Source organism: Streptomyces sp. NPDC093221 (assembly GCF_044753885.1).
Taxonomy (GTDB): Bacteria; Actinomycetota; Actinomycetes; order Streptomycetales; family Streptomycetaceae; genus Actinacidiphila.
The window spans coordinates 78,009-95,119 of sequence record NZ_JBIVOA010000011.1; the positions used below are offsets into that span (position 1 = coordinate 78,009).

Below are 17,111 nucleotides of genomic sequence, written 5' to 3' on the forward strand. Positions count from 1 at the left end.
CTCAGTACCTCACCCTCGGGTCGATGACGGCGTAGAGCAGGTCCACGACGAGGTTCGCGCCGACGATGAAGAAGGCGGCCAGCAGCGTGACGCCGAGGATCACCGGCTGGTCGGAACGGCGGAGCGCGTCGAAGAAGAGCTGTCCGACACCGGGAATGCCGAAGATGCTCTCGGTGATCACGGCGCCCGCCAGCAGGCCGCCGAGGTCCATGCCGAAGAGGGTCAGGACCGGTGTCATCCCGGAGCGCAGCCCGTGCTTGAGCACGACCGTGCGCTCGGGCATGCCCTTGGCCCGCGCGGTCCTGATGTACGGCTGGGCCATCGCCTCGATCATCGAACTGCGGCTCTGGCGCGCGTACATGGCCGCGTACAGCAGGGCCAGGGCGATCCAGGGCAGCAGCAGGTTGGACGCCCAGTGCACGGGGTCGCGGGTGAGGGCCACGTAGGACGGATAGGGCAGCACCCCGGCGATGCGGACCGCTCCCCAGATCAGCACCATGGCGGTGAAGTAGACGGGAAGCGAGGCGGTGGCGACCGCGCCGACCATCAGTCCGCGGTCGGCGAGCGACCCCTTCTTCAGGGCGGCGGTGACTCCCGCGCCCAGCCCGAGGACGAGCCACAGCACGGCCGAGCCGACCGCGAGCGAGACGGACACCGGCAGCCGGTCGGTGAGCAGGCTCCACACCGGCAGCGAGTTCTCGTAGGAGTAGCCGAAGCAGGGGAAGCCGCAGTGCACGGCGTGCGGGCCGCTGCCCAGGTCGCGGCCCGCGAAGATACCGGTGAGGTAGTCCGCGAACTGCCGCCAGACCGGCAGGTCGAGGCCCATCACGTGACGGACCTGCTCGACGCGTTCGGTGCTGCAGGACTTTCCGCAGGCCGCCGCGGCCGGGTCGGCGGGCAGCAGATAGAAGATGGTGAAGGTGATGGCGCAGACGGCGAGCAGCACGCCCGTCACGCCGATCAGCCGGCGGATCACGTAGAGCGTCACGACCGCCCTCCCCGCGGGTCGAGGATGTCGCGCAGGGCGTCGCCCAGGACGGTGAAGGCGAGGACCGCCAGAAAGAGGAAGACGCTGGGAATCACGAAGAACATCGGATCCGTGTCGTAGTAGACGACGGCCTGGGAGATCATCTGCCCCCAGGACGAGGTGGGGGGCCGCACACCCACGCCCAGGAAGCTGAGCGCCGCCTCGGTGCTGATCATGCCGGGGACGAGCAGGGTGGTGTACGCGATGACCGGCCCCGACACGTTGGGCAGAACCTCGCGGGCCAGGATGCGCGGCGCCGTGGAGCCGCCGACCCGTGCCGCGTCGACGTACTCGCGGTGCCGGAGCGACAGCGTCTCGCCGCGGACGATGCGCGCGATACCGGGCCAGCCGAACAGGCCGATGACGCCGGTCATCAGCGCGACGCGGTTGACGTCCTGGGCCACCGACATCATGGCGATCATGAAGATGAGGGAGGGGAAGGACATGGTCAGGTCCATCAGCCTGCTCAGGACGCTGTCCACCCGCCCGCCGAAGTAACCGGCGGTGATGCCCGCGGCGGTGCCGACGACCACCACGATGGCCGTGGCGGCGAAGGCGATCATCAGCGACACCTGCGCGCCGTACACGACGCGGGCGAACAGGTCGCGTCCGGTGGCGGGTTCGACGCCCAGCCAGTGGTCGGCGCTCATCCCGCCGAACGAACCGCGGGGCATGCCGCCGAGGTAGGGGTCGATGGCGCTCTCGTCGAACTCGTCGGGGCGCCAACCGCCCAGTCGGGCCAGGAGCGGCGCCGCGACGGACACGACGACCAGCACGACGACCACGACGAGGGAGCAGCGGGCGGCGGGCTCGTGCCACAACTGCCGCCAGGCACGCCGCCACGGGCCGCCGCTGGTGTCAACTAAGCCGCCGGACAGGTAACGTGATGGTACGTCAGATACCTTCGGATCGGTCGGACGCATCGGATTCGGCAGGTCGGTGGAGCCGCTGGGCCGCGACCGCCCGGCGCGCCGACGCCGGGCGGTCTTCCGCTCTGTGGTCATGCCGGTGGCGCCCTTCACCCCTGGCTCTTAGCGGGGTCCTTGAGACCGATCACCGCGAAGTCGAACTGCCCGGTCCACGCCGAGTGGCCGAACGCGCCCGCCACGTTGGTGCCGACCAGCAGCGGCTTGCGCTGCCACAGCAGCGGTACGGCGGGCGACTTGTGCATGATCGTCGCGTCGAGGCCGATCCAGGCGACCTTGGTCTGGTTGGCGTTGGACATCGCGGCGATCTGGTCCATCCGCCGCTCCACCGAACTGTCGCGGAACTGCGAGAAGTTGCCCTGGTTGCCCTTGGCCTTGATGGTGCGCCCGTCGAAGACGAAGGGCAGGAAGGTCGAACCCGAGGGGTAGTCGGGACACCAGCCGCTGAGCGTCATGTCGGGTGCGTGGGCGGTGTCACCGACCGTGTCGTAGAAGACGGACGGGTCCACGACGTCGATCCTCACCTTCACCCCGGCCTTGGACAGCGACGCCTGAAGCGCTTCGGCCCTGGTCTTGTCCCCGGTGGCGACGGTGAGCGTGGCGTCCAAGGACGGCTTGCCCGCCTTGGCCAACAGCTCCTTGGCGCGCGCCGGGTCGCCGGACGGCGGCACGTTGTACACCGGGGCGACGAACCCGCCGGTCAGCAGCGGCGGCAGGTAGTGGGTGGCGATGTCGTTGAGCGCCGGTCCGCCGTCCGCGGTGACCTGCGCCGACCTGTCGACGGCGTACTGCATGGCCTCGCGGACGGTGGGATCGGTGAACGGCCCGCGCGCGGTGTTGAGATAGAGCATGTCCGTGCAGCCGGTCGGCTCGGCGGACAGCCGCTCCCGCACCGACCGGTTCGGCAGCACCTTGGCGACGCTGGCCGCACTGAGATTGGCCCATTCGACGGCCGAGGCGTCCGCGCCCGAGCTCGCGATCAGCCGGTCGTCGATCTGTCCGCCCTGCAGACCCATCGTGACCACGATGCGGTCCGGGTACGCCTTGCGCACCTGGTCGGTCCCGGGGCTCCACCGCGCGTTGCGGACCAGCACCATCTCCTTGCCCCGCTTGTAGCTCTCGATCTTGTACGGCCCGGAGGAGAACGGCCGCAGGTCGTACCGCACCCCGGTCTCGCGGGCCTTCGGGACCGGCGAGAAGGTCGGCAGGGTGACGGTGTACGAGAACTCGGCGACCGGCCGCTTAAGGTGGAAGACGATGGTCCGGTCGTCCGGCGTCCGGATGGAGTCCAGCTCCTTGCCGGTCAGCGGCCCGGTGTAGCCGTCGGTGTCCGCCAGGTACTGCCGGGCGTAGTCGGGGCCGCCGGTCAGGTCCGGCGAGAACGACCTCTCGACGTTGTACTTCACGTCCTGCGCCCTGATCGGGGTGCCGTCCTCGTACGTCAGGCCCGGTTTGAGGGTGAAGGTCCACACCCGCCCGTACTCCGAGGAGCGTCCGAGGTCGGTCGCGAGGTCCGGCACGATCGTGCCGCCGGCGGTTCCGGGCGCGGCCTTGAAGGTGGTGAGCGTCCGGTAGAGCAGCCGGGTGCCGAAGTCCATGGTCGGCATGACCCAGTTGCGGGCGGGGTCCAGGTGGTCGAAGTCCTGATTGGACAGCACGGTGAGGGTGCCGCCGCGCTCGGGAGTACCGCCGATGACGGTGCCGGTGGCCACTCCCGGGGCCTTGTGCTCTCCGTCCCTGCTCTTGGTGTCGGCCGAGCAGGACGTCGCGGCGAGGGCCAGCGAGGTCGTTATGCCGATCGCCAACGCGACGCTGATGCGCTTGGTCATGGTGTGTCACTCCGTTGTGAGTTCCCGGCACCGCGACCGCCTTCAAGGGGTGAGAAAAGGGCGGCCGCCAGGACACCTGTGCGATGTGACTCGTAACATAGTAATGTGACATTGCATTGACAAGCCGTCAGCTCTCTCGTTACCGATCCGTGCCTCACCCTCCTCGTTCGCCCTGTTCGGCCGCTTTCCTCGTTCGCGCACCGACCCGAAGGAGTCGCGCACCGATGACCGAACCCACCACCACACCGCACACCGGCAGCCACGATCTGCCGGTGTCCTCCGCTCTGGGCGACTTCATGGCCACCGCCTGGGCGCCCAGCCCTCTCCCGCCGGAAACCCGGCTGCCCGCAGAGGAGTTGACGACCGGTCGCCGCGCCCGGCTCTCCGCCCGGTTCCCCGGCGAGCGGCTGATCATTCCGGCGGGACGGCTCGCCGTACGGTCCAACGACACCGACTACCGCTTCCGCCCGCACACGGCGTACGCCTGGCTGACCGGCTTCACCGGCGAGGACCAGCCGGGAAACGTCCTGCTGATGGAGCCGGCGGGCAGCGGCCATCAGGCCGTGCTGTACCTGCGGCCCCGCTCGCCCCGTACCGGCCAGGAGTTCTACCGGGACCGCCGTTACGGCGAGTTCTGGGTCGGCCGACGTCCCGACCTCGACGAGGCCGCCGCCCTCAGCGGGCTGCGCTGCGAACACCTGGACGACCTGGTCAAGCCGCTGACCGGAGCCTCCCCTCCGGTCCGGCTGCTGACCGGAGTGGACCCGGCCGTCGAGGAGTTGGTCGGCTCCGGGAACCACCAACCCTCCGGTGACGCGGAGTTGGCGACCGTCCTCGCCGAACTCCGGCTGGTCAAGGACCCCTGGGAAGTCAGCCAACTGCAACTCGCCGTCCACCACACGACGAGCGGCTTCGAGGACGTGGTCAGGGCGCTGCCCCAGGCGCTGCGGCACCCGCGCGGCGAGCGCTGGATCGAGGGAGTGTTCGCCCTGCGGGCGCGCGCCGAGGGCAACGGGGTCGGCTACGAGACCATCGCCGCCTCCGGCGCGCACGCCTGCGTCCTGCACTGGATACGCAACGACGGCCCGCTGGACCCCGCGGGACTGCTGCTCCTGGACGCGGGAGTGGAGACCGACACCCTCTACACCGCCGACATCACCCGCACCCTGCCGCTGTCCGGCCGCTACTCACCGGCCCAGCGCACCGCGTACGAACTGGTGCTGGCGGCGCAGGAGGCGGGCATCGCCGCGCTGCGCCCGGGGGCGCGCTTCCGCGACTTCCACCTGGCCGCGATGCGGGTCATCGCCGAGGGGCTGTACGACTGGGGCGTCCTGAAGATCCCGCCGGAACAGGCGCTGAGCCCCGACAGCGGCGTGTACCGCCGCTGGACGCTGTGCAGCAGTGGTCACATGCTCGGCATGGACGTGCACGACTGCGCGCGCGCACGGGCCGAGACGTATCTCGACGGGGTTCTGGAGGAGGGGCAGGTGCTCACCGTCGAGCCCGGACTGTATCTCCAGCCGGACGACGAGACGCTGCCGCGCGAACTGCGCGGCATGGGCCTGCGGATCGAGGACGACCTGGTGATCACCGCCGACGGCGCCAGGCTCATGTCCGGTGCGCTGCCACGGACCCCCGACGCGATCGAGGAGTGGATGGGCGGCCTCCTCAACCCCTGAGCGGTCGGGGTCGGCGTCCGGCGGCGACGCCCGCCGGACGCTCCCGTCGGTGACGGCATCGTCCGCTGCCGGGCGACGCCCCGGACCGTACGTCAGGCGGTCCCGTACGTCAGGCGATCCCGTACGTCGGACCATCCCGCACGTCAGGCGGTCCCGAGCTGGAGTCCGTTGGGCGTGGTCGCCGCCCCCTCGGCGCCGTCCGCCCACAGTGAGCGAACGTGGCCCAGGTGGCGGCTGATGCACTCCTGCGCGCCCTCGGAGTCGCGGGCGAGCATGAGGTCGAGCAGTTCGATGTGCTCCTGGGCGGACGCCACCAGTCGACCGGTCTCGTCGAGCCAGTTCAGCCCGTACAGCCGAGAACGTTTCCGTAGGTCGCTCACGACCTCCACCAGATGGCCGTTCCCGGCCAGGGCGAGCAGTCCGAGATGGAACCGGCGGTCGGCCTCCAGATAACCGATCAGGTCGTGTCCCCGGGCCGTCTCCACGATCTCCAGGGCGAGCGGTCGCAGCGCTTCCAGCTGCTCGGGGGTGGCCACCGCGGTGGCCCGTCCGATGGTGGGGACTTCGATCAGCGCGCGGATCTCGGTGTACTCGTCGAGATCGCGTTCGGTGATCTCGGTGATACGGAAGCCCTTGTTCCGCACCGCCTCGACGAGTCCTTCCTTGGCGAGGTCGAGCATCGCCTCGCGGACCGGGGTGGCCGAGACGCCCAACTCGGCGGCCAGAATGGGCGCGGAATACACCGCACCGGGCCGCAGTTCGCCCGCGATGAGAGCGGCACGCAGAGCGTTGGCCACCTGGTCGCGCAAGTGCTCCCGTACGGGAATGACGCCGCGCGACGACAAATGAGCCATGACCGATCCTCCAGACACACGAACTCCCAGCATACAATGTGACGTTGCCCCACAGGGAGGGACCGGGTTCCGGATCCGGAGTCCCGCCGGGCCGTGAGCCCGGCGGGGACGGGCGTCGCGGCAGCGGTCAGCCGCCGACGGTCCGCCAGAAGCCGCACTGGTGTTCCCGGGCGAGGTCGACCGGCTCCGTCTTCCCCGCTTGCAGGGACTGGACGTGCCGGCCGGTGCCGAAGCGCGGCCAGGGCGCCGCGCCGGGGCCGTTCGGATCGCCCGTGTGGGCGAACTGGGCCCAGTAGCGGATCATCGTGTCGGCGAGTCGGCGCTGGGCGGGGGTGGCCGGACCGGGGAGCTGCTCGTCGGCGAAGAGGTACTGCAACTCGCTGCCGTGGAACGCTCCGGTGGGGAAGTCGGGCTTCTTGAGGGTGCTGAACCAGGGTGCCTCGTCGTCGGCGAACTCGTAGGCGTAGGTCGGCACGTGCTGGTCCAGGGCCCGGTCCCGGTCGAGGACGGTGCACCCCCAGGCCCAGTCGGTGACGACGGCGGACAGCGCCTCGCCGGGGGACGTGAAGCGGTCGGCGGGGTAGCGGGCCAGGACGCGGGCCGCGTCGGCCGGGGTGAACAGTGTCCGGATCTGCTGCCGGTAGTCGGCGTCGGTCGTCGTCCGGCCGGTCACGGCCTCGATGGCCGCGGTGAACAGCCGGTGTTCGTCCCGGGTCGTTCCCTGGATGACGGGGACCCGGTTGAAGTGGCCGGTGGCGAACGCCTGTTCCGGGCTCACGGGCAGAACGCCGCCGCCGACCGTCGGCCCTGACCCGACTCCGTCGTCGGACCACTTGAGGAGTTCCTTCACGGGTGCGGCGCGCAGACAGGCCGCCGCTGTCCGGAGGTCGGAGCAGCCGACCTTTGCCGCGACGTCGAGTCCGTGCCGCTCGCGCTCCGCGCGCGGCAGCGGGAACCAGGTGGGCGGGCCCGGTGACCAGTGGCGTCCCGTGCACTCGGCGCTTTGCAGGATCGCCCTCTGGAACAGGCCCGTTGACCCCGGCGCGACGAGATGCGCGCAGACGCTGGTGCCACCGGCCGACTCGCCGAAGAGCGTGACGTTCGCCGGGTCGCCGCCGAATGCCGCCGCGTTGCGCTTCACCCAGCGCAACGCCGCCTGCTGGTCCTCCAGTCCGAAGTTGCCCGACAGGTGCTCGGCCGGGCCGTGGTCGAGGGCGGGATGGTCGAGGAATCCGAAGACACCGAGCCGGTAGTTGACGCTGACCACGACCACCTTGCCCTGACTGGCCAGGCGCTGTGCGTCGTAGAGGCTTCCGGCGCCGTTGATGAAGCCGTTGCCGTGGATCCACACCATCACCGGCAGCTCGCGGGCGCCGCCGCTCGCGGGCGTGGTGACGTTCAGGTAGAGGCAGTCCTCGCTGTTGCTCTGCTCGTCGATGAGCCCCGCCGACTGTGCGCATCGGTTGCCGGGCTCGGTCGCGGTCCGTATGCCGGCCCAGGACGCGGCCGGTTGGGGCGACGCCCAGCGCAACCGCCCGACCGGCGGGGCGGCGTAAGGAATCCCCTGGAACATCCGGGTGTCCGTGCCGAGGCGGCCTTCGACCAGGCCGGTGTCCGTCCTGACCACGGTGGCGGGACCGCCTCGGCCGCCCTCCGCGCGCTGGGCCGGCTGCGTGTGTCCGGCGGCGCAGCCGGTCATGGCGCCGCTGATCATGACGGCGCCGAGCAGAGCGGTCAGCAGGACCCGTAGGCGCGGTCGCGCCCTGACCTGTGGCCTGCGACGTCCTGGGGCGCGGTTCTGACCTGGGGGATTCATCGGCGTTCACATCCTCAAACAATTCGTGTGGGGTCCACACTAATATAAAGTGTGAGGCGCCCACAAAGTCAATTCCCCCCGGGGACGAGACATGGAGATGAGCCCGATGACGACCGGTGACGACGAGGCGCTGCCGCCCGGCCTCGCCCTGGCGTGGGGACTGGCCCCCAAAACGGGACGGCTGGGCCGGAAGCCCTCGCAGAGCGTGGAGGGAATCGTCGAAGCGACGGTCGCACTGGCCGACGCGGAAGGCTTCGCGGCCCTGTCCATGCCGAACATCGCCAGGCGGGTGGGACTCACCGCCAACGCGGTCTACCGGTACGTCAGCTCGCGGGACGAACTGCTGGTCCTGGTCGCGGAGACCGCGTGGGGCCCGGCGCCGGAGCTGGAAACCGGCGCGGACCGGTGGCGGGCGGCTGCCGCCCGTTGGACCAGGGCGATGATCGGGCGCTGCGACACGCACCCGTGGCTGCCCGACCTGCCCATCCGCGGGGCGCCCGCGACCCCGAACCTGCTGCGCTGGACGGAAGTGCTGCTCGAAGCGCTCACCGGGGCCGGGCTGAGCACCGCCGAATCGCTAGGGTGCGCGCTGCTGCTCGACGGCTACGCGCGGCGCATAGCCGCCGCCCGCCGCGACGTGCGCGACAGCACCGCGGCGCCGGTGCAGTCGGCCGCCGTGGCGCGCTTCCTTCAGCCGCTCCTGCACGAGCACGGATATCCCATCCTCGCGGCCATGATGGAGCGCGAGGAATACGACGACGACATCGCCGACGACGACGTGGACTTCGGCCTGACCCGGATCCTGGACGGAATCGAGGCCCTGATCACCCGGCGGACGACGGCCCGCTGAACGTCAGCGCGGCTGCGCGCCGGGGGCGCGGGGCGCGAGGGCGGGGCGGGGCGCCGCGGACGGGGCAGCGGCGGCGGCCTCGCGGTCGGCCTGTTCGGGGTGACGGCTGCGCCAGTACGGGTTGTCGTGCGGGAGGCGGCTGCTGACGCGGCCGTACATCCCGAACGTGATGATGAGCAGGCCCATCACGAAGCTGAAGATGACATTGGGCATACGGAAGTTCAGCACGTTCGCCGACCGGTCCAGAACGGCGAGATTGACGAAGCCGCTCAGGAGGAACAGGGCGCCGACGGTCATGTTCAAGGTGGAGGCGAAGTTACCGCCGACGATGCCGCCGAGGATCAGGGCGGCGCCCACCACCAGGGAGATCACGCTCAGCGCGCCGTTGGTGCTCAGACCGGCGACTTTGGACCCGTGGGTGTCGAAGAAGCCCAGCGCGTCAGCGAACCCGAGTGCTCCGAAGACGATCAGCACCAGGCCGCAGAAGGCGGCGCCGAAGCGGTAGACGGTGGCCAGGTGGTGATCGCGCGGGAGTTCGTCCTGCAGCTTCATCGCCGTCTCCTCTGTGGGGCGGGCAGATCCGTATGTCGCGGATGTACTGCTTTCGCACTCTCCAGGGTGGCCCTTTTGTCCGGATCTCTCATCTCGCAGCGTTTTTGCAGCGTGTCGTGTCATGGGCGCTACGGCCTCCGGGGCCGCCCCGCATCAGCCGAGCGCGGTGTCCGCCTGGAGGAGCGCCCGCAGTCTGAGCAGCCCGCGGCGCGAATGGCTCTTGACCGTGCCGAGCGGCAGACCGGTGCGCTCGGAGATCTCGGCGTGGGTGAGGTCCCAGTAGAAGGCCATGCACAGCACCTGCTTCTGGGCGGCGGGCAGCTTGGCCAGTTCACGGGTCACGAAGACCCGGTGGAGCGCGGCGTCGGGCTGAGCGTCGGCGTCCGGCTCGGGCGGCAGGGCGGAACCGGCGTTGGCCACGAGTACGGAGCGGCGGGTGCGGGCGGAGAGCGCGTCGGCGATCTTCCGGTGCGCGATGCCGATCAGCCATCCGGCCAGGGACCCGCGGTCCGGCCGGTAGCCGTGCCGGCCGCGCCACGCGGCGAGGAAGACCTGCTGGGTGACGTCCTCGGCCTCGCGTGCGTCGCCGAGCGACCGGCGGGCGAGCGCGTGGATCAGCCCGCCCCAGCGGTGGTAGGCGGCGGCCACGCAGTCCTCGTTGCCCCGCACCAGACCGGCCGCCAGCTCCGAGTCGGCCAGGCCCAGCTCGGCCGGTTCCCACAGCGGCGCGTCGGACCCGCCCCGGCCGTCGGCGGAGCGGGCGGGCGCCGGTACGGCGGGGGGAGCGGGTGCGGCGGCAGCGGATGCGGACGCGGGCTCGTGCGCGGGTTCCGCGACGGTGCGTACGGTCATGGAGCTGCCCTTCTTCGGTCGGGTTCCTGCCGGGCGGGCCGCGAGCCGCCGGGAAGCCCGGCGCGCGGGGCCGCTTGCCGCCGATGCGGCGGGGTCGGCTCGTCCTAGCGTGCGAATCACCGGCCAGGTGGAGCAACTCGCACCGTTTCTGCGTCGTATAGTGAAGAGATGAGCGAGGAGACGGGTGGGACGCAGGGGGCGTCGGGAGCGCGGGAGCCTGTCGAGGCCGGGATCGCCACGGGTGCGCTGGCGCGGCGGCTCGGGGTGTCCGCCACGACGGTGCGGTCGTGGGACCGGCGGTACGGGATCGGCCCGGCGGTCCGTTCGGACGGTCGGCACCGGCGCTGGGCTCCGCGGGACGTGGCCGTTCTGGAGGAGATGTGCCGGCTCACCGCCTCGGGCGTGCCGCCCGCGGAGGCGGCCCGCGCCGCTCAGGCCGCCGCCGGCACCGCGCCCGCGCCCACGAGCCCGGCGTCGGCCGGGGCGCCCCGGCGCGCCACTCGGCAACCGGCCGCCGGGAGCGGCCTGCCGCTCGGGGATGTCCGGCAGGAGTGCCGCGGGCTCGCGCGGGCCGCGGTGCGGCTGGACGGCCCGGCGGTGGACGCCCTGCTGACCGACCTGGTCGAGCGGCACGGGCTGGTCGTCGCCTGGGAGGAGGTGATGGCGCCGACCCTGCGCGCCGTCGGCCGCAAGTGGCAGACCTCCGGGGAGCGGTACGTGGAGGTCGAGCACCTGCTGTCCTGGCACGTCTCGTCGGCGCTGCGCCGGGTCCGCGCGGCGCCGACCGTCACCGGGGCGGCGCCCGTACTGCTCGCGTGCGTGCCCGGCGACCACCACACGCTTCCGCTGGAGGCGCTCACCGCGGGGCTCGGAGAGCTCGGCCTGTCGACCCGGATGTTCGGCGGGGCGGTGCCGGTCGACGCCCTGGACGAGGCCGTACGCCGGATCGGCCCGGCGGCCGTCGTGCTGTGGTCCCAGTCCCGCTCCACCGCCGACCGCCCGCTCGCCCGGCATGTCGCGGCCACCAGCTGGGGCGTCAAGGGCGCCCGTACCCATCCGATGGTCTTCCTCGCCGGTCCCGGCTGGGCCGGCCCCCTGATGCCCGGCATGCTCAGACCCCAGGGCCTGCGCGACGCCCTGTCCGCCCTGAGCCGCATCGGCTCCCCCACCCCACCACCCACCGCCGCCCCCTGACCCCCTCCGGGGGGGTACGCCCGGAACAGTCCTCGGCCGAGGCCGAAGCAGGCTCAGCGGCAGCCCGTGGACGCCCCGGCCAGCAGCCGACACCGCCGCAGGCCGACGCGCACGCACCGGAAGCCCCGGGACGCCGTCCGGGTGGCCCTCAGCCGACATCGCCGCAGGCCGGTGGGCGGCTCGCCTCCAACCTGGCGGTACGACCTCGCGTCGCGGCTCGGGCGTCAGTCGGGGGTTCCGGGCGGGGCGGTGGCCAGGTATTCCTCGACCAAGGCGGCAGCCGTAGAGGTGAGGGTGTAGCCGGAGGTGACCGTGGCGCGGCCCCGCGCGGCGAGGGCGCGGGCGGCGGAGGGCGGCATGTCCAGCATCCGTTCGAGGCCGAGGCCCAGGGCGGGTGCGCTGGAGGTGTCCAGCAGTACGCCGTTGTCGCCGTCGCGCAGATAGTGGCGTACTCCCCCGCGTTCGGGGGCGGCGGTCGGCAGGCCCGCGTCCATGGCTTCGAGCACCGCGATCCCGAACTCCTCCTTGGCGCTCGGGCAGACGTACCAGGCCCGCGCCCCCGACGCCGGGTCGGCCAGCGCCCGCTCCAGGCGGCGTACGCGGCTGTTGGACAGGGCCGTGAGCAGGACGAGCCGGTGGGCCGCGCCGGGGTGCCGGGCGAGCAGGCGGCCGATCCTGGCGCGCATCGCGGTCTCGGCGGCCGACGGACGGTCGGAGGCGCCGCCGATCAGCACGAGGGAGGACCGCCGGTACAGGCCCCGCTCCAGCCAGGCCCGTACCAGCATGTCCTGCTGTTTGACGGGGTGCAGCCGTCCCACGGAGAGCAGCAGCGGCTCCCGCAGGGCGTCCGGGCCGAGCGGCGCCCGCCGCGCGCCGCCGCTACCGCCCCCGCCGAGGACCATGCCCAGCAGATCCGCCCGGTCGGACGCCTCGGACGCGGCCGGTACGTACGGCTGGATGCCCTCCGGTGGCGCGGCCGGGCCCGCGCCGTCCCGCGCGGCGGCCAGTTGGGGGAAGTGGCGGACGAGTTCGGAGGCGTCGCCCTGCTGTCCGGGTATGGCGACCACGCGTGCGGCCCGTTCGACCAGCCGGTCGGCGACGAACACCCGGTGCAGGTCGTCGCGCAGGTCGTCGGAGGCGGCCGGGGCCCGGCCGTGGCGTACGGTCATCTGCCGGTGCGGATCGGGCGTCGCGGTGAACACCAGCCGGGCTCCGAGGCGTTCCGCGGCCTGGGCCATGGCGAGCGAGCCGTCGTCGGCATAGCGCGCGTGCAGGACGTCCAGCCGTGCGCCGAGGCCGCCGAGCAGCCGTACGGCCCACCAGGCCAGCGCCTCGCGGTGGGCGCCCATCTCGTGCTGGCCGAGGGGGTGTTCCGCGTCCACGGGGAGCCGCAGCACCCAGTGCCCGGGGCCGCGGGCGTGCAACAGGCTGTCGTCCCGCGCCAGTTCGCTGCGGCAGGCGGTGACCACCGTCACGACGGCCGCGACCGCGCCGGTGTCGGCCAGCGCGTTCCCGAGGCCGCTGAGCAGCACGCTCAGGCCGCCGCTCAGCCCCTCCCCCGGAGTGTCGAGGCCGCCGAGCAGCATCGGCTGGGCGACGAGCAGACCCGGCCTGCGCGCCGCCGCGGGCAGCAGCGGGTCCTGGCCGGGGAGCAGCATCAGCCGCTCGTACGGGTCTTCCGCCTCGGCGGAGACCGGCAGCAGGGACGCGCCGCCCGGCACACCGGCGAGGTAGCGCCAGGCCGCGTGGCGGGTCGCGCGGTCGCCGGCCGCCGCGAGTTCGGCCGCCTCCTCCGGCTCCAGCGGCCGCAGGCCCCGGGCCGTGGCGACGTCCAGCAGGGCCGCCGTCGCGGCCCCGGCCGGGCGGTGGCGCAGCGCCTCGCGCAGCGCGTCGCGCGCGCTGTCCGCGCCGTGCACCCGCAGCGCGTCCGGCCACGCCTCGGCCGCGGCGGCCCGCAGCCGGTCCGAGCCACCGGCGTGGCCGGTCAGCGTCTCGGGGCTGTGGGCCAGGCCCATCCGGCAGGCGCGGCGGAGTCGCGCCAGTGACAGGTCCTCCGCCTCCCAGGCGATGCCCTCGGGGAACGGCCAGCCGTACTCCGCCTGCGTGAGGTTCAGCAGCGCCCCGGCGCCCGCGCCCGCGGCGGCGGGCCGGATCCGGCCGGTCCAGAAGGTCGAACGGAGGTCGACGAAGACGTCGTCGTCCGGCGCGGGCCCCGTGCGTGCGCCCGGACCGGCGAAGACGTTCCCGGTGACCGTCCCGTCGCCGGCCGCTCCCGTGGCGGAGCCCGCCGCGGGGGCGGTCGGCAGTGCGATGTCTTCCATGGCGGCCTCTCCCGTGCGAATGGGGCTGCGGATCGTGCACAGTCATCGCTTCCGTGCGGCCGAGCGGATTGGATGCACTTCGGGCGCCGGTTCTGCCTCACGGCGCGCACGCCCCTGACCTGGCAGGATCTGCCGTCGCAGCCGCGCCGCACGCCGTCGTGGAGTTCCGCGGGGGCCGCGTCGGCGTACGCGGACACCGCTCGACCGAAGGAGTCCCATGGCCCGGATCGTGGTGGTCAGCCCGCCCTTCCAGTCGCACGCCCGGCCGCTGTCGGTCCTGGCGGGAGCCTTGCGGCGGGCGGGCGACGAGGTGCACTTCGCGTGCGCGCCCGCCTTCGAGGAGCTGGCGCGGGAGGCGGACATCGGTTTCGTGCCGCTCACGGTGACGCGGAACGCCAATACGGGGATCGCGGAGACGACCGAGCAGGACACGGCGGAGGCGGCGCGTCTCACCGAGTTCCTGGACGCCACCAGGGCGGGCGCGGTGCCCGCGCTGCTCGCCCAGGCCCGGCACCGAGGCGCCGACATGCTCGCCGACCCGGAGCGGATCCTGGCGGACCTGCGGATTCTGCACGACCGGCTGCGGCCGGACTGGTACCTGGTGGACCAGCTCAATTACCCGGTGACGCTCGCCCTGCACTGCCTCGGTCTGTCGTACGCCTCCTACTGTCCCGGACATCCCGGCTACCTGCCAGCGGGCCCCGACGCCTTCTTCGGCGAACCCTGCGCCTGGCCCGCCGGGATCCGGCCGCGCCCCGCCGAGCGGGCGGCGCTGCGCACCGCGGTACGGGCGAACGACGCGGCCTTCACCTCGCTGTTCGCGGACTTCGCCGCACTCCACGCCCCGCACCGGCCGCCGCCCGGCCGGGCGTTCGCGCTGACCTCACCGCACGCCGTCGTCTACTGCTACCCGCCGCTTCCCGGCCTGCCCGTACCGCCCGAGGGGCGCGAAGCCCTCTACGCCGGTCACTGCACCGCGCAGGACGCGCCGGTTCTCGACCCGTACTGGCGTGGTGCGGCCGACCGGCTGCGGGCGGCGGCGGGGAAGGTCGTCCTGGTCGCCTTCGGCACCTTCCTGTCGGCCAGGGACGACGTGCTGCGGACCGTGGCGCGCGGCGTGCTGGAGCGCTGTCCGGACGCGGCGGTCGTCCTGGCGGCCGGGGACCGTACGGCGGCGGTCGCGGATCTGGCGGGCCCGCGGGTGTGCGTCGCGGCCTCCGTGCCGCAGCGCGCGCTGCTGGCGGAGGTGGACGCGATGGTGCACCACGGCGGCAACAACTCCTTCACCGAGTGCGTCGCCGCGGGCGTCCCGGCGCTCGTCCTGCCGTTCTCCAGCGACCAGTTCGCCGTCGCCCACGACGCCGAGCGGGCCGGGGCGGCCCTCGTCCTGGACCCGGCCGCGGCGACCGGGCGGGAGATCGGGGACGCCGTGGCCTCACTGCTCACCGCGCCGCCGCCCGGACTCGGGCGGCTGTCCGCCCGGGTCTGCGAGCGGGGCCCTGACTGGGCGGCCGTCCGGCTGCGGGCCGTGATGGCCGCCCGCCAGGAGCGGCCGGTCGCCCCGTAGCGGTCAGTGGGTGGTGACCGGCCGCGGGCTCGGGGCGGACCTGCCCTGTTCCGCCGCCTTGGCGATGTTGCGTGCCATGCCGCCGAAGACGAACGCGTGGAAGGGCGAGATGCTCCACCAGTAGGCGTGGCCGAGCAGCCCGCGCGGGTGGAACAGCGCCCGCTGCCAGTACAGGGTGCGGCCCTGGTCGTCCCGGTCGGCGTGCAGCTCCAGCCAGGCCAGGCCCGGCAGTCGCATCTCGGCGCGCAGCCGGAGCATCGTGCCGCGGTCGATCTCCTCGACCCGCCAGAAGTCCAGGGAGTCCCCGTTCCGCAGATGAACGGCGTCACGGCGTCCGCGGCGCAGCCCGACACCGCCCGCGAGGCGGTCGAGCCAGCCGCGGACCGCCCAGGCCAGGCCGAAGGAGTACCAGCCGTTCGTGCCGCCGATGCCCTCGATCACGCGCCACAGCGCCTCGGGTGAGGCGTCGACCACCTGCTCGCGGCGGTCGGTGTAGAGGCTGCCGCCGGACCAGTCGGGGTCGGTGGGCAGCGGGTCGCTGGGCGCGCCGGGCAGCGAGGCGGAGGACCAGCGGGTCGTGACCTGTGCGTCCTGGACCCGCCGCAGGGCCAGGGCCAGGGCGCGGCGCAGCGGGAAGGGCTGGCCCTCGCCGTCCGGCACGTAGCGGGCGATGTCGTGCTCGGAGCAGACCACCTCGTGCCGCAGGGACTCCGCGAGCGGGCGGGCGATCGACCGGGGCACCGGGGTGACCAGTCCGATCCAGTGGCTGGACAGCCGTGGGGTGAGGACGGGGACCGGGACGATCAGGCGTTTGGGCAGACCGGCGATCGCCGCGTAGCCCTGCATCATCTCCCGGTAGGTGACGACGTCCGGGCCGCCGATGTCGAAGGGGCGGCTGACCTCCGGCGGCATGGCGGCGCTCCCGACGAGGTAGCGGAGCACGTCGCGGACGGCGATGGGCTGGATACGGGTACGGACCCAGCTCGGGGTGACCATCACCGGCAGCCGTTCCGTGAGGTAGCGCAGCATCTCGAACGACGCGGAGCCCGATCCGATGATCACCGCGGCGCGCAGCGCGGTGGTGGGCACCCCCGAGTCCAGCAGGATGCGGCCGACCTCGGCGCGCGAGCGCAGGTGCGGCGAGAGTTCGGCCTCCGGTACTCCGCCGGGGGTCAGGCCGCCGAGGTAGACGATGCGTCCCACCCCTGCGGCGCGGGCCTGCTCGCCGAAGACCCGGGCCGCCTCCCGGTCGGTCTTCTCGAAGCCGGAGCCGATGCCCAGCGCGTGCACGAGGTAGTACGCCACGTCCACGTCGCGCATCGCCGCCGCCACCGAGTCGGGATCGGTGACATCGCCCTGGACCACCTCGGTGTCGTGCACCCATGGGTGGTCGCGGAGCTTTCCGGGTGAGCGGGCCAGGCACCGGACCCGGTACCCGGCGGCCAGCAGTTCGGGCACCAGGCGTCCGCCGATGTAGCCCGAGGCCCCGGTGACCAGGCACAGCGGCCCGGGTTCGGTGGCATCGCTGATCATGAGCAGCTCCGTTCCGCGCGTTGTGTTCCCCCCACCGTCCCCCTTCACGGTCTCTTCCGCGCGGCCCGGTCGGCCGGATGCGGGCCGGACCACCCGCATGCGGAGATTCGT

General features: G+C 72.9%; 13 protein-coding genes. 4 read left to right on the top strand and 9 right to left on the bottom strand.

What is annotated here, in order from left to right:
• Position 1: 1 nt before the first annotated feature.
• From ACIQCJ_RS31595 to ACIQCJ_RS31605, 3 genes are read right to left on the bottom strand one after another with little or no spacing between them, the layout of a single operon-like run.
• Positions 2-988 carry an ABC transporter permease gene (locus tag ACIQCJ_RS31595; protein ID WP_402713249.1) on the bottom strand — a complete coding sequence of 329 codons (987 nt, stop codon included), beginning with the start codon at positions 986-988 and terminating at the stop codon, positions 2-4.
• Positions 985-2,031: an ABC transporter permease gene (locus tag ACIQCJ_RS31600; RefSeq protein ID WP_402713250.1), complete on the bottom strand. Its 1,047-nt coding sequence runs from the start codon at positions 2,029-2,031 to the stop codon at positions 985-987. Before ACIQCJ_RS31600 ends, ACIQCJ_RS31595 begins: the two co-directional genes overlap by 4 nt.
• A gap of 14 nt (positions 2,032-2,045) precedes the next feature.
• A complete protein-coding gene (locus ACIQCJ_RS31605; protein WP_401307785.1) occupies positions 2,046-3,782 on the bottom strand; it encodes an ABC transporter substrate-binding protein in 1,737 nt (578 codons plus the stop codon).
• 224 nt (positions 3,783-4,006) lie between these two features.
• Here ACIQCJ_RS31605 and ACIQCJ_RS31610 point away from each other — a divergent pair, with 224 nt between their 5' ends.
• Positions 4,007-5,461 (top strand): aminopeptidase P family protein, encoded by a 1,455-nt coding sequence (locus tag ACIQCJ_RS31610; protein WP_402713251.1) that lies wholly within the window; start codon positions 4,007-4,009, stop codon positions 5,459-5,461.
• A gap of 143 nt (positions 5,462-5,604) precedes the next feature.
• On the opposite strand, the gene ACIQCJ_RS31615 is transcribed toward ACIQCJ_RS31610, so the two are convergent.
• Complete coding sequence (locus ACIQCJ_RS31615; RefSeq protein WP_402713252.1) at positions 5,605-6,315, bottom strand: GntR family transcriptional regulator; 711 nt, start codon at positions 6,313-6,315, stop codon at positions 5,605-5,607.
• Positions 6,316-6,442: 127 nt separating this feature from the next.
• The gene (locus tag ACIQCJ_RS31620) at positions 6,443-8,131 is read right to left on the bottom strand and encodes a carboxylesterase/lipase family protein (protein WP_402713253.1); all 1,689 of its coding nucleotides are present in this window, start codon (positions 8,129-8,131) and stop codon (positions 6,443-6,445) included.
• A 106-nt stretch (positions 8,132-8,237) separates the two neighbouring features.
• Between ACIQCJ_RS31620 and ACIQCJ_RS31625 the strand changes: the two genes are divergently transcribed.
• Positions 8,238-8,981 (top strand): TetR/AcrR family transcriptional regulator, encoded by a 744-nt coding sequence (locus tag ACIQCJ_RS31625; protein ID WP_402713254.1) that lies wholly within the window; start codon positions 8,238-8,240, stop codon positions 8,979-8,981.
• 3 nt (positions 8,982-8,984) lie between these two features.
• Here the strand turns inward: ACIQCJ_RS31625 and ACIQCJ_RS31630 are convergent, their stop codons facing one another.
• Positions 8,985-9,533 carry a DUF4383 domain-containing protein gene (locus tag ACIQCJ_RS31630; RefSeq protein WP_355335301.1) on the bottom strand — a complete coding sequence of 183 codons (549 nt, stop codon included), beginning with the start codon at positions 9,531-9,533 and terminating at the stop codon, positions 8,985-8,987.
• Between the two features lie 153 nt (positions 9,534-9,686).
• Entirely contained in the window at positions 9,687-10,385 is a 699-nt protein-coding gene (locus ACIQCJ_RS31635) for an RNA polymerase sigma factor (protein ID WP_402713255.1), read from the bottom strand.
• Positions 10,386-10,553: 168 nt separating this feature from the next.
• Here ACIQCJ_RS31635 and ACIQCJ_RS31640 point away from each other — a divergent pair, with 168 nt between their 5' ends.
• Positions 10,554-11,579 (top strand): MerR family transcriptional regulator, encoded by a 1,026-nt coding sequence (locus ACIQCJ_RS31640; RefSeq protein ID WP_402713256.1) that lies wholly within the window; start codon positions 10,554-10,556, stop codon positions 11,577-11,579.
• Positions 11,580-11,803: 224 nt separating this feature from the next.
• Here the strand turns inward: ACIQCJ_RS31640 and ACIQCJ_RS31645 are convergent, their stop codons facing one another.
• A complete protein-coding gene (locus ACIQCJ_RS31645; protein ID WP_402713257.1) occupies positions 11,804-13,900 on the bottom strand; it encodes a glycosyltransferase in 2,097 nt (698 codons plus the stop codon).
• Between the two features lie 217 nt (positions 13,901-14,117).
• Between ACIQCJ_RS31645 and ACIQCJ_RS31650 the strand changes: the two genes are divergently transcribed.
• Positions 14,118-15,467, top strand: coding sequence for a glycosyltransferase (locus tag ACIQCJ_RS31650; RefSeq protein WP_402713258.1), 1,350 nt, complete (start codon positions 14,118-14,120; stop codon positions 15,465-15,467).
• Positions 15,468-15,470: 3 nt separating this feature from the next.
• Here ACIQCJ_RS31650 and ACIQCJ_RS31655 read toward each other — a convergent pair whose 3' ends face one another.
• The gene (locus tag ACIQCJ_RS31655) at positions 15,471-17,000 is read right to left on the bottom strand and encodes an SDR family oxidoreductase (RefSeq protein WP_402713259.1); all 1,530 of its coding nucleotides are present in this window, start codon (positions 16,998-17,000) and stop codon (positions 15,471-15,473) included.
• Between the last annotated feature and the right edge of the window lie 111 nt (positions 17,001-17,111).

What these genes read in the sequence shown, in the direction of transcription:
- ACIQCJ_RS31600 (WP_402713250.1), bottom strand. Translation starts at nt 2,031, where the DNA reads ATGACCACAGAGCGGAAGACCGCCCGGCGTCGGCGCGCCGGGCGGTCG.
- ACIQCJ_RS31605 (WP_401307785.1), bottom strand. Translation starts at nt 3,782, where the DNA reads ATGACCAAGCGCATCAGCGTCGCGTTGGCGATCGGCATAACGACCTCG.
- ACIQCJ_RS31610 (WP_402713251.1), top strand. Translation starts at nt 4,007, where the DNA reads ATGACCGAACCCACCACCACACCGCACACCGGCAGCCACGATCTGCCG.
- ACIQCJ_RS31615 (WP_402713252.1), bottom strand. Translation starts at nt 6,315, where the DNA reads ATGGCTCATTTGTCGTCGCGCGGCGTCATTCCCGTACGGGAGCACTTG.
- ACIQCJ_RS31620 (WP_402713253.1), bottom strand. Translation starts at nt 8,131, where the DNA reads ATGAATCCCCCAGGTCAGAACCGCGCCCCAGGACGTCGCAGGCCACAG.
- ACIQCJ_RS31625 (WP_402713254.1), top strand. Translation starts at nt 8,238, where the DNA reads ATGACGACCGGTGACGACGAGGCGCTGCCGCCCGGCCTCGCCCTGGCG.
- ACIQCJ_RS31630 (WP_355335301.1), bottom strand. Translation starts at nt 9,533, where the DNA reads ATGAAGCTGCAGGACGAACTCCCGCGCGATCACCACCTGGCCACCGTC.
- ACIQCJ_RS31635 (WP_402713255.1), bottom strand. Translation starts at nt 10,385, where the DNA reads ATGACCGTACGCACCGTCGCGGAACCCGCGCACGAGCCCGCGTCCGCA.
- ACIQCJ_RS31640 (WP_402713256.1), top strand. Translation starts at nt 10,554, where the DNA reads ATGAGCGAGGAGACGGGTGGGACGCAGGGGGCGTCGGGAGCGCGGGAG.
- ACIQCJ_RS31645 (WP_402713257.1), bottom strand. Translation starts at nt 13,900, where the DNA reads ATGGAAGACATCGCACTGCCGACCGCCCCCGCGGCGGGCTCCGCCACG.
- ACIQCJ_RS31650 (WP_402713258.1), top strand. Translation starts at nt 14,118, where the DNA reads ATGGCCCGGATCGTGGTGGTCAGCCCGCCCTTCCAGTCGCACGCCCGG.
- ACIQCJ_RS31655 (WP_402713259.1), bottom strand. Translation starts at nt 17,000, where the DNA reads ATGATCAGCGATGCCACCGAACCCGGGCCGCTGTGCCTGGTCACCGGG.